The sequence below is a fragment of the Rhizobium sp. 007 genome, assembly GCF_015353075.1.
Lineage (GTDB): Bacteria > Pseudomonadota > Alphaproteobacteria > Rhizobiales > Rhizobiaceae > Rhizobium.
Genome location: NZ_CP064187.1, coordinates 1,321,296 through 1,334,725, shown reverse-complemented (window position 1 = coordinate 1,334,725; position 13,430 = coordinate 1,321,296). Strand labels below are relative to the sequence as shown.

The window sequence follows — 13,430 nt, the reverse complement described above, 5'->3', positions numbered from 1 at the left end:
CATCCTCTCCTCGTCTAGAGGTTTCGACGCCTGCATGTTACGGAAAGCTCCCGCCCGAGCTACATATGAAATGGCGCTAGTTCAGCGTAGGGTCAAGCCGTTTCATGTCTAGGCCGCCAAAATCAAAGCCTCTCCTCAGCGATGCCAACGCGCCGGTTCGATCCCGGCCACGCAAGCCACGCGATCCCGCGCAGCCTAATCTTCCCCTCGATCCCATGCCAGAACGCATAGAGCCGTGTCTGGCGCTGCTGAAACCCAGACCACCCAAAGGGGCGGAGTGGGCTTTCGAAATCAAGTGGGACGGCTATCGCCTTGCGGTGCACATCGAGCCGAAGGGCGTTCGCATTATCACCAGAGGCGGCCACGATTGGACGGATCGCTTCCCGGCCATCGCAAAAGCGGCGAAGAAGCTCGATGTGGCGACTGCGATCCTTGATGGCGAGGCGGTCGTCCTCGACGAGCAAGGCCGATCGGACTTCGGGCTGCTTCAGCAATCGCTCGGCGACCGGGGCGGCAAGTGCATCTCAAGCGAAGCGATCTTCATGGCCTTCGACCTTCTCTATTTCGACGGCCATGATCTGAGGCCATTGGAATTCACCGCGCGGCGGCATCTCTTGGAGGGGCTGATCAAGAGCCGGGACGATGTCATCCGGCTTTCGGAAGAGATCGAGGCAGACGGAGACCGGCTGTATTTTGCTGCCTGCGAGCACGGCCTTGAGGGCATCATCGCGAAAGACCGGGAGAGCACCTATCGCTCCGGCCGGCGTGGCGACTGGCAGAAGATCAAATGCATCCAGAGCGAAGGCTTTGCGATCGTCGGCTACGAGCATTCCTTTGTTGCGCGTGCCGGAATCGGTTCACTGCTGCTCGCGGCACGCCAGGGCAAGAAGCTGGTCTATGTCGGATCGGTCGGGACTGGCTTTAATGAAGGCACGGCGCATGAGCTGCGGGAAGCTCTCGACAAGCTGAAAGTGAAGAAGCCGCCGGTCGAATATTCCGGTCGACGCAAGTATATCGTTTGGGTGAAGCCGACGCTGGTTGCCGAGGTCGAATATCGCGCCTGGACGCATGACGGCAAGCTGCGGCAATCATCCTATAAAGGGCTGCGCGATCCGGAGGAGAATGCGGATATTTATGAGATTGAATGAAAGCGAAGGAACCCGGTCGTTGCCGCGGAAGTTCGGCGACGGGAGGTTCCCATGGTTCGCCGCAGATTGACAAAGGGACCGAAGGCCGCGTCCGTGCAACAGATAGATCGCTCATGGTCAGTGCTGGACAAGGAAACGGGCCTGCCTGTCGAGGCATCCGGATGCAAGCTCACTGGATTGTCCCGTGAGGAGGCAGACGACATAGCCGCGCGGCTAAACGCTGCCTACATCGATCACATCTCCGACACTAACCCGGAACATCATGAGAGCCATGGTGTTGAGGATGGATCATAACTGAAGCTAATGGGAGGATCATCCAATGCTTCTGAAACTCCTCACCGTCTCTGTACTTTCGATCGGCCTTGCAACTTCGGCCATGGCTCAGGCCAGTGGTGGTTCTGGCGGAACTAGTGGTTCTGGCCAGTCCGGCGACAATTCAGGTTCCGGTACCGGATCTGGTACTTCAACCTCTGGGACGAGCTCTTCCGATAAAGACAAGGATTCCCAAGGCAAGCAAGAGTCTTCCGACTGCGCACCGGGTCAGGTTAAAAATGCCGCCGGCAACTGCCAGTAAAAATCTCGCAGTCCGTTAAAGACAAACCCCGCAGTCAACTCTGCGGGGTCCGAGAACATTCGGAAAACGGTTATTCAGAATGAAAAAAGGACCGTATTCAGACTGAACCCCCTTGCGCTTCTCCTAGGATCATTCTAAATCCGCGCCACCACAGCATAAAACGCTTACGGATGGCCTCGTGGCGGAGTGGTGACGCAGAGGACTGCAAATCCTTGTACCCCGGTTCAATTCCGGGCGAGGCCTCCAATCATCTTTTCACCCACCTGTAAGTGCTTGATTTTGCCGCAGCTGTTCTCAGGTGGCAATCTGGACTTGAACCGTTCCGCCACACCAAAACGAGGTGTGGTAATGCGTCCCCGTTTCAGCCCCTCGGTTCCGTCTTCAGCGGCAGCAGCTTTGAACCGATTTTTTTCCACAGTCTGCTGGCAAGACGTGCGCACTCGGCATGCTGCAGCGTCGATCGCGAAGGATGCAGCGCCTTACATGCATTCCACGCTCGCCAGTATTCAACACACCGGCAAGGACGGCGGACGTATCCAAACCATCGATCTAACGAACGTATCGGAAGAACAGCTCAATGCACACGAACCCATCTTTGGCCCGCGTGCCACCGGCAGCGGAGATGATGGGGTTGATTGGTTCGAGATGGGCGAAAGCTGGTCGCCACGGCTTGAGATCTACGTCGGAGGCCCGCGCCAGATGCATGGCATGGGACCGGATGGCAAGTACAAGGCCCTGCTGATCACGGCCAATGAACTGAAATAGGGCCATGGTCGAGCTCGGGGCATCCTGGGATTGGCCGGAGAACCAGCCGCATATCTCCATCCGGATCGGCTTGAAGGTGGCTGCCCTCATATGAGCACGGCAAGCCTGATTTTGTGGTGCTGGAGGAGCAATCCCTCGCCAAGATCGGCAACACCAGCGCCGACGCACTCATTTATCCATGGGTGGCGACCACGGCCATTGTCTCGACGATCGCCAATTTCGGCGTTCCCTAAGGCACGCTCCCCCTGGCACTTGGCGCAAGGCGTTCTACGGCCAGACCTTCAAGCCGCCGCTGGACAACAAGGGCAAGAAGGACTGGAAGAGCGCCGCCGTCTCCGAATGCGAGCGCATCGGCATCAAGCTCCCTCCGCAGAAGACGCTCGCTCACAATGCGGCCGAAGCCTGCGCGCTGGCGATTTGCTGGGGCGTTCGTGAGATGAAGGTCCACGCTGCCCGGTATCAAGAGCCTCTGATGGCGCTGCGCATGCAGAGGAATGAAAGGGCGGCGGCATGTCGGTCACTGCTTCCAAATACGCCAGAGCGGAAAACGATCTCTACCAGACAGAGCCGTGGGTACGCCGAACCCATGGGACGGCGTCACGCTTAAGCGACGAAAGAAAAACACCAAGGGCCATGTGGATCGCGAAGCTGTCTATGCCTTCGCCAATGGTGCGATCGAGAAAGGGCGCGGGGAATTGGCGGCAGCCGCGGTGCTGGCATTCGAGTGGCTTATGCGAAGGAGACGGAAAAGCGCGTCTTGGAAGCCACAAAAAAGCGTTTCGGCCATTCTGAACAGCCGAAAAATCTGAATGAAAACAATGGTCGGAAAACGAAGAAAAACGCCTGAAATGATGGCGCTTATTCAGAACGGTCATTGATTTTATTGGATGTGCTGTGGATTTGCAGTCCTCTGCGTCACCACTCCGCCACGAGGCTCACAGGTTCAAGTAATCGAACCGTTGCGAGCGTTTAGAACCATCCTAGAAAAATCGCAAGAGGCCATTTCTGAAAAATGTCCCCGGCAACTTCTGAACGGTGTTCCGAACCGTTCTTCACACGCTCTTTTCCTTGGCTGCTCCATCAGCCTGCGGACGTGTTCCGTCTGTGCCACCAGATGGAGAATCGGCGGCGCCATCTGCGGGCGAACGGGAGGTCGTGCGAGAGAACGATGAAGCCGAGCGGTATCATCCAGAAGCCGAGAACAGGCAGAAAGCCCAGGAGACCGCAGAAGATCAGCAGGACGCCTATGAACACACGGGCAATCCGCGAGCGCGGCAGAGGGATGTGCAGGGAACCGAGAACGAGCTTTCCCGTTGTATGATCGATGCCGAAGCGCTTTTCGCGCGATTTTCTGCTATTGTCTGTCCCGTCAGTCATGCACAGGAGATGGGAACAAACGCTGCAAATGCAAGCGGATGTCATTTTTTTGAAAAAACTGCTTGGCAAATCGAACAAGCATTTGTATTAGCCCACTCACGCCGCGCCAAGCGGTGATCCCTGGTAGCTCAGCGGTAGAGCATTCGACTGTTAATCGACAGGTCGCCGGTTCGAATCCGGCCCGGGGAGCCAGATTTCCAACCTAAGTGGTTGATGCTATTGCAGGAGTCGGTTCTTGATTGAATCGGCTCCTCATTTTATTCCTACTACTTATTTCCTGTTGGTGATTAAACTCCTGCTGTTGGCTCCGATTTTGTGCAGGAATATATCTCGCACGGCCTTCACAAACGTGGCGAGCACCTTTTGCAGCAGGACTTTATATCGGCCTTCCTGTCGCTTCCCACGCCGGCTCAGAAGGCTCGAAGGACTATCCGCGGTATCTGAGGGTTTGAAGCGCCTCAAGACCTATATGTCGAACACCAAAAGACGCGTTTATAGGACTACGTTGCCCGAGAACTGCATCGCATAATCTTAAAGGTCGCCGGCATTCGCGCCGACGGCCTGCCAATACATCGTCATCAGCGTTCGTCATTTAGCCCTTAAAAGTATCGTTGCAACCAACCTCGGTGCGACGCGTTCCTTCACGTGCGAAATCCGAGGATCAGTCATGAAACCCATCCTTTCCATTGCAGCCGTTGCCTTGGCATTGACTGCCGGCGCGAGCTTTGCCCAGCAGCCCACCGACACGCCACGGCCGCCAGACAACGCAACAGCGGCGCCTGAATCCACTCCGCCCGGTCAGCAAGCAGCTCCCTCAGATGAGGATCGTCCTCGTCTTGGTTGGCGCAGGGGACGAATGCGTGATCGTCCGCCGCCTCCTCCCCCATCAAAGGCCGCGCATTTTCACATCAAGGATGGAGACGTTGAAATTGACATCAAGTGTGCCGATGACGAACCGACAAAGGTTTGCGCCGACCTTCTCTTGCAGATGCTGGACAGATTGGAAGGGGCATCATCGTCCAGAGGCGATCGTGATGATTACCGGTAGGGGCCGGGCCGATCTCAGGGTCTGCCTGATATCATTGGCCATCGATATTTCCTTGCGATAGCGGAAAAAGCCGGCTCCTTAGTAAGCATACGCTGAAGGCCGCATGATATTGGGTCGCGGGCATGTTATCATCGAGGCATGGACATCGATGAGGACAAGATCGACGACGCTGTCCTGGCACTACTATGGCTGACGCTGCATGACGGGCGTCGGGCGTGGAAGAGTTTTGATTGGAATGCAACAGATCGCTTATTCAAGAAGGGCCTGATCGGCGATCCGGCGAACAAAACGAAGTCATTGATCTTGACGGATGAAGGGCTCCAGCGCTCGGAGGAGCTCTTTCGGGCGTTGTTTACGCGGCCGCCGCGATAGCAGCGTTTTTCGCTTTCCAGTTCCGAAGCTCGTCAATCTTGCTGACCGGATGATCGGCGATGCGGGCGAGCACGTCGGCGAGCCAAGCTTGCGGATCGATTCGTTGAGCTTTGCTGTGATGCTCAGCGTCGCGATGAAGGCGGCGCGGTCCGCACACGTGCCGCAAGCAGCAGCGAGCCGATGCCGGCGCGCGCGAGAGTGGAAAGTTTTGGCAGGTTGCGTTCGGCATCAGAACCGGTACCGGGTTTCAGGTCATGTGGTGCCGCTAGCGGCTGGCGTCCGGTTCCGTCGGAGATCCAATACCATCCTTGCGCGACCTTCATTGCCATGCGAACAAGACGGAATAACCACATAGCCTGTGTGCTTCGAGATAGCCTACAATCCTCGGAGCCTTCCGGGACTTCAAGCCCCAGCGATCTCTGCCAGCGAATAGCTCGTGCTGCGACCTCCGCCCTCATCTTTCACCAGGATGCTGCGCGTCACAAGGTCATTGATGTCGCGGAGCGCGGTATCCGGCGACGTCTTCGTCAACACCGCCCATTTCGAGGAGGTCAGCTTGCCGTCGAAACCATCCAGCAAGCGATTGATGACTTTACGCTGGCGTTCGCTGATCGTCCCTCCTGCAATCGCCTCCCAAAAACGCGCCTTGCGAAGCACATTCGCAAGAATCGGCTCAGCACCCTCAAAAGCACGGTCGAGACATGCCAAAAACCATTGCAGCCATTCGGTGATATCGACGTCACCCTTCTGGGTTCTCTCCAGGATGGCATAATAGTCCGTTCGCTCCAGACGGATTTGAGCGGACATGCTGTAGAAACGCTGCTGATTGCTCTCGGATCGAGCAAGCGCCATATCGGCGATGGCACGCGCGATGCGACCATTGCCATCATCGAAGGGATGGATCGTCACGAACCACAGATGGGCGATCGCAGCCTTCAGAACTGGGTCGAGCCGCAGGTCGCTGTTAAACCAGTCGAGGAAGGCCGCCATCTCATTCAACAGTCGCTCGGCTGCCGGTGCCTCGTAGTGGACCTTCTCCCTGCCAACCGGCCCGGACACCACCTGCATCGGTCCTGAAGCTTCGCAGCGCCATGCACCGACGACAATCTTCGTCATGCCGCTGCGGCCTGTAGGAAAAAGGGCGGCGTGCCATGCGAAGAGACGTTCGTCGGAAAGACGGCGCTGATAATTCTGAGTGGCGTCAAGCATCATTTCGACGACACCCTCGACGTTACGATCAACGGGAGCAAGTGCGCCGATATCCATGCCGAGACGCCGTGCGATCGAGGAGCGAACCTGCTCCTTGTCGAGGGTCTCGCCTTCGATCTCGCTGGATTTCAGGACGTCTTCGGTCAGGGTCTGGAGAACCGCTTCGGCGCGCAGGTCAAAGCCAAGTGCCTCCATCCGACCAAACAGACGCCCTTGCCGATGGCGAACAGCCGCAAGCTGGCCTGCAAGCGCATCGGTGTTCCAATGAAACTTGGGCCAATCTTCTCGCTGGTGGATATACGTCGCCATTCTCCGCACCTCTGGCGGTGAAAATGGCAACTATTCTCCGCAAAGGCAAGTTCAATCACCGCAAAAACTGCGGATATTAATGCCGCCAATCACCGCATTCAGTCGAGAGCATCCGCAAAGATCGCCGATTCTACGCTACGGTCAGGTCTTTGTCCGAATCTTACCCTTCTCCCGGGCAAGGGCGACAGCGCGCGCTTTAAGAAAAGGTTTCGGACAACGGTAAGCGCGAATCCGCTCGGCCCGGTCACGGTCTCGCTCTGCACCAGAGGCATCAATCTAGGGTAGTAGGAGAATAACGAATCGACGACACAACGTCGCAGTTTCGTTCGGCACGGGGAGCCAGATTTCATCAGTATCAACTGATCAATTGAATGAGCCGGTTCTTCGTGAACCGGCTCGCAGGCTTGCCCTGAGACACGTTACCCCAATCACTCCGCAGGATGCGGTGTCGCCGGATGGTGGCCGGACGAAGGGGGCGGATGCTTCCACCAGCGCGCCGAACGATTCACCAGCCGGAAGTAGAGGCCGTAGGGCATCAGCCGGAGGAGTTTCAGCATATAGGTGAAGCGCTTCGGAAAACTGACTTCGAAGCGACTGGATTTGAGGCCTGCCGCAATCTGCTCGGCGGCTTCAGCAGGCGACACGAGCGGCGGCATCGGGAAGCTGTTCTCGAGGCCTGCCGGCATATCGGCAAAGCCGGGGCAGATGATCTGGATGCGGATGCCCATCTTGTCGAGATCGAATTTCAGGCTTTCGGCCATGTTGATCAGCGCCGCCTCGGTGGCGCCATAGGCCGCGCTCGTGGGCAGGCCGCCATAGCCGGCGGCGGAAGAGACGATGGCGATCTGCCCCTGCCCCTTGGCCTTCATGTGCCGGATGGCAGGCAGGAGGCAATTGACGACACCGCAGAGGTTGACGGCGAAGCTTTTCTCGAAATCCGCCCGGTTCAATTCCTCGGCATGCACAGGCTGGTAAATGCCGGTATTGAAGATCGCCAGGGCGAGCGCGCCGTGCTCGTATTCGATCGAGGCGAGCACATGCTCCATATCCTCGGGATCGGTCACGTCGCCATCGAGAACGACGATGCTGCCGGAAAGGCCGCTTGCTTCGGTCTGAAGTTCGGCCAGCTCTTCATGATTGCCCGCGGTGACGGCGACTTTGTATCCCTCGCCTGCCAGTTTCAGCGCCAATGCCCGTCCGATGCCTGAATTCGCGCCGGAAATCCAGGCGATGCCATGTTCGGGACGGGCGATGAAATCACGCATGATTGACTTCCTCCAGACTGCCGATTCAGCACAAAACCAGGACCGGAAGTTTCTCGCTGCCTCCCGGATTCATGCCTCTATCACGCTATTGTGGCTCATTTCAGCCGATCGGGCCGCCGATGATCCCGTCGAGGGTTTTGGTGTGCTTGAGGCGGGCAGCCCGACGCAAATTGCAAGTCACGCGGGATTTTTGAAAGCGGAAGTCTAATTTTATCGTCGCAGGCGGGGCCATGGAATAGCATTTCTTGCCAACCCAGCCTTGTGAAGGGAAAAGACCGTTCCTAAACTACCAGTTCCACAGAGGCAGATTCCATGACCTTCCACCCATCCGTCATCGAGGCGATCGGCAACACTCCGCTCATCAAGCTCAAGGGCGCATCCGAAGCGACCGGCTGCACCATCCTCGGCAAGGCGGAGTTCCTGAACCCCGGCCAGTCGGTGAAGGACCGCGCCGCGCTCTACATCATCCGCGATGCCGAGAAGAAGGGGCTGCTGAGGCCGGGCGGCGTGATTGTCGAGGGCACTGCCGGCAATACCGGCATCGGGCTGGCGGTCGTCGCCAACGCGCTCGGCTACCGCACGGTGATCGTCATCCCGGAAACGCAGAGCCAGGAGAAGAAAGACGCGCTGAAGTTGCTCGGCGCCGAACTCGTCGAAGTGCCTGCCGTGCCTTACAAGAACCCCAACAACTATGTGAAGGTTTCCGGTCGCCTGGCAGAACAGCTGGCGAAGTCCGATCCGAACGGCGCCATCTGGGCGAACCAGTTCGACAATGTCGCGAACCGCCAGGCACACATCGAGACCACGGCCGCGGAAATCTGGAAGGATACCGACGGCAAGGTCGACGGTTTCGTCAGCGCCGTCGGCTCGGGAGGCACGCTTGCGGGCGTCGCGGCCGGCCTCAAGGCGTTCCGCAACGACGTCAAGATCGGCATCGCCGATCCTGAGGGGGCAGCACTTTACGAGTTCTACAAGAACGGTGAATTGAAATCCTCCGGCTCCTCGATCACCGAGGGCATCGGCCAGGGCCGCATCACGGCCAATCTCGAAGGCTTCACGCCGGATTTCGCCTATCAGATTTCCGACGCCGAAGCGCTGCCCTATGTCTTCGATCTCGTCGAACACGAAGGGCTCTGCCTCGGCGGTTCGACGGGAATCAATATTGCCGGTGCGGTACGTCTTGCGAAGGATCTTGGCCCGGGTCACACCGTGGTGACGATCCTTTGCGATTACGGCAACCGCTACCAGTCAAAGCTCTTCAACCCCGATTTCCTGACCTCAAAGGGCCTGCCCGTTCCCACGTGGCTGACCACGTCGCAGGACATAAAGATACCTTACGAACCAGCAGCGTGAGACCCATGCCAGTCAATGCCCTCTATCGTGACGATTTCTATCTATCGACATGCGAGGCGGTGGTCACCGCCATCCACGAAGGCGGGGGCATCGAGCTGGATCAGACCTGCTTTTATGCAGCGTCCGGCGGCCAACCGGGCGATACCGGCTTTCTCGAGCGCGCCGACGGTTCGAAGATCGAACTTGGCCCGACGAAGCACGGGGCGACCAAGGATATCGTCGTCCACGTCCCGTCTGCGGGCCAGCCGCAGCCGGTAATCGGCGAAAGGCTCGTCCTGCATGTCGACTGGCCGCGCCGCTACCGGCTGATGCGCATGCACACAGCCTGCCACCTGCTTTCGGTCGTCTGTTCCTATCCGATCACGGGTGCCGCTGTTGGCGAGGACGAGAGCCGCATCGATTTCGACATGAGCGAGACGATCGACAAGGACGAGGTGACGGCGAAGATGATGGAACTCGTCGCCCAGAACTACCCGGTCTATGTGCAGTGGATCACCGACGAGGAGCTGGCTGCGAACCCCGGCATCGTGAAATCGAAGAACGTGCGCCCGCCGATGGGACTTGGCCGCGTCAGCCTCGTCTGCATCGGCGAAAACTCGGCGATTGACAGCCAGCCCTGCGGCGGCACACATGTCTCCGAAACGCAGGAAGTCGGTCAGGTCCATATTGCCAAGATCGAGAAGAAGGGTAAGGAGAACCGCCGCTTCCGCATCCGCTTCGGCGTGCCCGGCAACGAAGCCTAAGACAATCAGGGAGAGATCAGAATGAGCGAAGAGAAGAGCCGTTTCGTCGTCTCGGCCGATTGGCTGCAGGGCGAGCTCGGAAAGCCGGACCTGCGCGTGCTGGATGCCTCTTTCTATCTCCCGGCGCAGAATCGCGACGCGGACGCCGAATATGCAAGTGGCCATATTCCGGGCGCGATCCGCTTCGACCAAGACAAGATCGCGGATCATTCCACCGGGCTGCCGCATACCATCCCCTCGCCGGATTATTTCGCCGAAGAAGCCGGCAAGCTCGGTATCAGCGAGACGGACCGTATCGTCGTCTATGATGGTATCGGCATGTTCGCCTCGCCGCGCGTCTGGTGGCTCTTCCGGGTCATGGGCGCAAAAAACGTCTTCGTTCTCGACGGCGGACTCGACGGCTGGAAGGCGGAGGGCAGACCGCTGAAAACGGATGTCCCGAATTATAAGCCGACGACCTTCAAGACGAATTATGATGCAGGCCGTGTCGTTTCCCTCGAAACCATGCGAGACATCGTTTCCAGCGGCGCGCTGCAGATCGCCGATGCGCGCAGCGCCGGACGTTTCGCCGCCACCGAGCCGGAGCCGCGGGCCGGCATGCGCTCCGGCCATATGCCCGGCGCCCGCAGCCTGCCCTCCGGCGTTTTTGCCAATCAGGGCCGTTTCAAATCGCTGCCGGAGCTGAAGCAGACTATCGAGGGTGCCGGGATCGACCTTTCGAAACCGGTCGTCACCTCCTGCGGCTCGGGGATTACGGCTGCGATCATCACGCTGGCGCTCGAATCGATCGGCCATACCGACAACAAGCTCTATGACGGCTCGTGGAGCGAGTGGGGCAGCCGCGACGATACCCCGGTGGTGACCGGCCCGCCCGACCCGACCAAGGTCTGAGACGCACCATGGCGAAGTCCCCCTCCTCGCTCACGGCGCATATCACCCGGCTGGAAATGACGGCGCCGCCCAAGGCAAGCCTACCGGTGCCGGTCAACATCCAGACGGCGATCATGCGTGCGCCGGGCATTCCGCTGCCGTTCTACCGCTATCTCTACCGCCAGGTCGGCGCCCGCTGGCAATGGGTGGACCGGCTGCGCATGAGTGACGAGGTGCTTACGGAAACTCTGCACGACAAGCGCAACAATATCAGCGTGCTCTATGTCAACGGCGCGCCTGCCGGCTTCTACGAGTATTTCTGCGAGGACGAGGATACGATCGAACTTTGCCATTTCGGCCTGATCGAGCACGCGCTCGGCCTCGGCATCGGCAAGTGGTTCCTGCTGCAGGCGCTCTACGCGATCTGGACGCTGAACCCAACGCGCGTCACGACAACGACCAACAACCTCGACCATCCGCGCGCCCTACAGCTCTATCAGATGTTCGGCTTCTCTCCCGTCTCAACCGGCACCGGCATCGTGCGGCCGCTCAGCGACAAGGAACTGCTGGAGATTGCCAGGAAGAGCTGAGCCGGCAGGAATCGGGTGGTTTGACCGGCTCTAATAGCGCATTTCATGGCAATCACGAAGGAGATTTGCCATGTCAGCCATCCGTTTTTCCGCCATGCCGACCGCCGATGCCGAGCACCTTTGGACCGGCGGCCGCGATGCCTATGACAATCTGCCGGAAACGATGGTTTCCGATGGACCGGGGCATCCCTGCCGTCATTGCCTGAAGAATATCGATGCCGGCGACTTGCTTCTTGTTTTCGCCTACCGCCCGTTTCCGGAATTGCAGCCCTATGCCGAGACCGGCCCGATCTTCCTGCACAAGAAGCGGTGCGAGCGTTATAAAGCGGAGGAAGAGCTGCCGCCGGTGCTGAAGACGAGCCGGGACTTTATCGTGCGCGGCTATGGCGAGAACAATCGCATTGTCTACGGCACCGGGGCCGTCACCGCGACCACCGATATTCCGGGCTATGCCGAAGAGCTGCTGAAGCGCCGGGAGATCGCATACGTGCATGTGCGCTCGGCGCGCAACAATTGCTTCCAGTGCCGGATCGACAAGCAAAAGGCGCCGGCCTTCAGCGAGACCAGCGCCTTCATCTAACGCAGAGTGTTGGGAATTACGCTACGTTCAATACGCTTTCCGCTGCGTGGGCTTCATAACCCAGCGCGTCGGCGACCGGCTTGTTGGTGATGCGGCCTCTGTGGACGTTGAGACCGTTGCGCAGATGCTTGTCCTCAGCGATGGCGCGCAGGCCGCGGTCGGCAAGCGCCAGGCCATGGACGAGCGTTGCGTTGTTCAGCGCATGCGCGGAGGTGACAGGAACCGCACCCGGCATGTTGGCGACGCAGTAGTGCACCACGCCTTCGACCTCGTAGGTCGGCTCGGAATGCGTCGTCGCATGCGAGGTTTCGAAGCAGCCGCCCTGGTCGATCGCGACATCGACGATGACTGAGCCTTTCTTCATGCCGGACAGCATTTCGCGCGTGACGAGCTTTGGTGCGGCCGCACCAGGAATGAGCACGGCGCCGACGACGAGATCGGCGGTGAAGACCTCTTCCTCCAGTGCCTGGATGCTGGAATAACGCGTGTGGATGCGCCCGCCGAAAATGTCGTCGAGCTGGCGCAGGCGCGGCAGCGACTTGTCGAGAATACTGACATCGGCGCCCAGGCCGGCTGCCATCTTGGCCGCATGCAGGCCAACGACGCCGCCGCCGATGATTGCGACCTTGGCCGGCAGCACGCCGGGAACGCCGCCGAGCAGTATGCCGAGGCCGCCATTAGCCTTTTGAAGCGCCGTGGCCCCCGCCTGGATCGACAGGCGTCCCGCGACTTCAGACATCGGGGCAAGCAGCGGCAGACCGCCGCGCTCGTCGGTAACGGTTTCATAGGCGATCGCGGTGACGCCGGACGCGAGCAGGCCCCTGGTCTGCTCTGGATCGGGCGCGAGGTGGAGATAGGTATAGAGAAGCTGGCCGTCGCGAAGCTGCACCCATTCCGAGGGCTGCGGCTCCTTGACCTTCACGACCATGTCGCACTTCTCGAAGATATCCTTGGCCGAGGCGGCGATCCTCGCGCCAGCGGCGATATAGGAGGCGTCATCGGCACCGATGCCGGCGCCTGCCTTTGTCTCGACCCAGACGTCATGGCCATGGGCGACATATTCACGAACCGAAGCAGGTGTCAGGCCGACACGATATTCATGATTCTTGATTTCCTTCGGGCAACCGACACGCATCTAAGCGTTCCTCTCATTTTATGTCCGCTTGGGCGGAGCGTTTTGGATGACCCAAATCCAAACACCGGAGGCGCGAAATGTCCTTGCAAAGA

The 13,430-nt window shown here is 59.1% G+C and carries 17 protein-coding genes, 2 tRNA genes and 1 pseudogene; 15 read left to right on the top strand and 5 right to left on the bottom strand.

Annotation, left to right across the window (positions count from 1 at the left end; all coding sequences use genetic code 11):
* Positions 1 to 104: 104 nt before the first annotated feature.
* The 6 genes from ligD (at position 105) to ISN39_RS06690 (ending at position 3,296) form a co-directional block, all read left to right on the top strand.
* A complete protein-coding gene (ligD, locus tag ISN39_RS06715; protein ID WP_194729535.1) occupies positions 105 to 1,148 on the top strand; it encodes a non-homologous end-joining DNA ligase in 1,044 nt (347 codons plus the stop codon).
* 51 nt (positions 1,149 to 1,199) lie between these two features.
* On the top strand, positions 1,200 to 1,442 hold the full coding sequence (locus ISN39_RS06710) for a DUF2607 family protein (RefSeq protein ID WP_194729534.1): 243 nt from the start codon (positions 1,200 to 1,202) through the stop codon (positions 1,440 to 1,442).
* A 25-nt stretch (positions 1,443 to 1,467) separates the two neighbouring features.
* The gene (locus ISN39_RS06705) at positions 1,468 to 1,722 is read left to right on the top strand and encodes a hypothetical protein (RefSeq protein WP_194729533.1); all 255 of its coding nucleotides are present in this window, start codon (positions 1,468 to 1,470) and stop codon (positions 1,720 to 1,722) included.
* 172 nt (positions 1,723 to 1,894) lie between these two features.
* Positions 1,895 to 1,968, top strand: a tRNA-Cys gene (locus tag ISN39_RS06700).
* A gap of 237 nt (positions 1,969 to 2,205) precedes the next feature.
* Entirely contained in the window at positions 2,206 to 2,487 is a 282-nt protein-coding gene (locus tag ISN39_RS36145; protein WP_246763290.1) for a hypothetical protein, read from the top strand.
* A gap of 569 nt (positions 2,488 to 3,056) precedes the next feature.
* A complete protein-coding gene (locus ISN39_RS06690; protein WP_194729532.1) occupies positions 3,057 to 3,296 on the top strand; it encodes a hypothetical protein in 240 nt (79 codons plus the stop codon).
* 271 nt (positions 3,297 to 3,567) lie between these two features.
* Here ISN39_RS06690 and ISN39_RS36140 read toward each other — a convergent pair whose 3' ends face one another.
* Complete coding sequence (locus ISN39_RS36140) at positions 3,568 to 3,864, bottom strand: hypothetical protein (RefSeq protein WP_246763289.1); 297 nt, start codon at positions 3,862 to 3,864, stop codon at positions 3,568 to 3,570.
* Between the two features lie 117 nt (positions 3,865 to 3,981).
* On the opposite strand from ISN39_RS36140, the gene ISN39_RS06680 reads away from it, so the two are divergent.
* From ISN39_RS06680 to ISN39_RS06670, 3 genes are all read left to right on the top strand, one after another.
* Positions 3,982 to 4,056 (top strand) — tRNA-Asn (locus ISN39_RS06680).
* A 475-nt stretch (positions 4,057 to 4,531) separates the two neighbouring features.
* Positions 4,532 to 4,912 carry a hypothetical protein gene (locus ISN39_RS06675; RefSeq protein WP_074067705.1) on the top strand — a complete coding sequence of 127 codons (381 nt, stop codon included), beginning with the start codon at positions 4,532 to 4,534 and terminating at the stop codon, positions 4,910 to 4,912.
* 138 nt (positions 4,913 to 5,050) lie between these two features.
* A complete protein-coding gene (locus tag ISN39_RS06670; RefSeq protein WP_194729530.1) occupies positions 5,051 to 5,284 on the top strand; it encodes a DUF6429 family protein in 234 nt (77 codons plus the stop codon).
* Here the strand turns inward: ISN39_RS06670 and ISN39_RS06665 are convergent.
* From ISN39_RS06665 to ISN39_RS06655, 3 genes and pseudogenes are all read right to left on the bottom strand, one after another.
* Positions 5,265 to 5,434, bottom strand: a pseudogene (locus ISN39_RS06665) (transposase domain-containing protein); the annotation flags it as partial. The gene ISN39_RS06670 and the pseudogene ISN39_RS06665 overlap by 20 nt on opposite strands.
* A 252-nt stretch (positions 5,435 to 5,686) precedes the next feature.
* On the bottom strand, positions 5,687 to 6,802 hold the full coding sequence (locus ISN39_RS06660; RefSeq protein WP_194729529.1) for a Fic family protein: 1,116 nt from the start codon (positions 6,800 to 6,802) through the stop codon (positions 5,687 to 5,689).
* Positions 6,803 to 7,230: 428 nt separating this feature from the next.
* Entirely contained in the window at positions 7,231 to 8,067 is an 837-nt protein-coding gene (locus ISN39_RS06655; protein WP_194729528.1) for an SDR family NAD(P)-dependent oxidoreductase, read from the bottom strand.
* On the opposite strand from ISN39_RS06655, the gene ISN39_RS06650 reads away from it, so the two are divergent.
* The 6 genes from ISN39_RS06650 to ISN39_RS06625 all read left to right on the top strand — a co-directional run bounded on the left by ISN39_RS06650 (position 8,066) and on the right by ISN39_RS06625 (position 12,203).
* Positions 8,066 to 8,275, top strand: a complete 210-nt coding sequence (locus ISN39_RS06650) for a hypothetical protein (RefSeq protein ID WP_194729527.1) — start codon at positions 8,066 to 8,068, stop codon at positions 8,273 to 8,275. The two genes, ISN39_RS06655 and ISN39_RS06650, sit on opposite strands and share 2 nt — an antisense overlap.
* Positions 8,276 to 8,379: 104 nt before the next feature.
* Positions 8,380 to 9,420: a cysteine synthase A gene (locus ISN39_RS06645; RefSeq protein WP_194729526.1), complete on the top strand. Its 1,041-nt coding sequence runs from the start codon at positions 8,380 to 8,382 to the stop codon at positions 9,418 to 9,420.
* Between the two features lie 5 nt (positions 9,421 to 9,425).
* Complete coding sequence (locus tag ISN39_RS06640; protein WP_194729525.1) at positions 9,426 to 10,163, top strand: alanyl-tRNA editing protein; 738 nt, start codon at positions 9,426 to 9,428, stop codon at positions 10,161 to 10,163.
* 21 nt (positions 10,164 to 10,184) lie between these two features.
* Positions 10,185 to 11,054: a 3-mercaptopyruvate sulfurtransferase gene (sseA, locus tag ISN39_RS06635; RefSeq protein WP_194729524.1), complete on the top strand. Its 870-nt coding sequence runs from the start codon at positions 10,185 to 10,187 to the stop codon at positions 11,052 to 11,054.
* An 8-nt stretch (positions 11,055 to 11,062) separates the two neighbouring features.
* Positions 11,063 to 11,623, top strand: coding sequence for a GNAT family N-acetyltransferase (locus ISN39_RS06630; RefSeq protein WP_074067688.1), 561 nt, complete (start codon positions 11,063 to 11,065; stop codon positions 11,621 to 11,623).
* A gap of 70 nt (positions 11,624 to 11,693) precedes the next feature.
* Positions 11,694 to 12,203, top strand: a complete 510-nt coding sequence (locus ISN39_RS06625) for a DUF1203 domain-containing protein (RefSeq protein WP_194729523.1) — start codon at positions 11,694 to 11,696, stop codon at positions 12,201 to 12,203.
* Between the two features lie 16 nt (positions 12,204 to 12,219).
* Here the strand turns inward: ISN39_RS06625 and ald are convergent, their stop codons facing one another.
* On the bottom strand, positions 12,220 to 13,338 hold the full coding sequence (gene ald / locus ISN39_RS06620; protein WP_194729522.1) for an alanine dehydrogenase: 1,119 nt from the start codon (positions 13,336 to 13,338) through the stop codon (positions 12,220 to 12,222).
* Between the last annotated feature and the right edge of the window lie 92 nt (positions 13,339 to 13,430).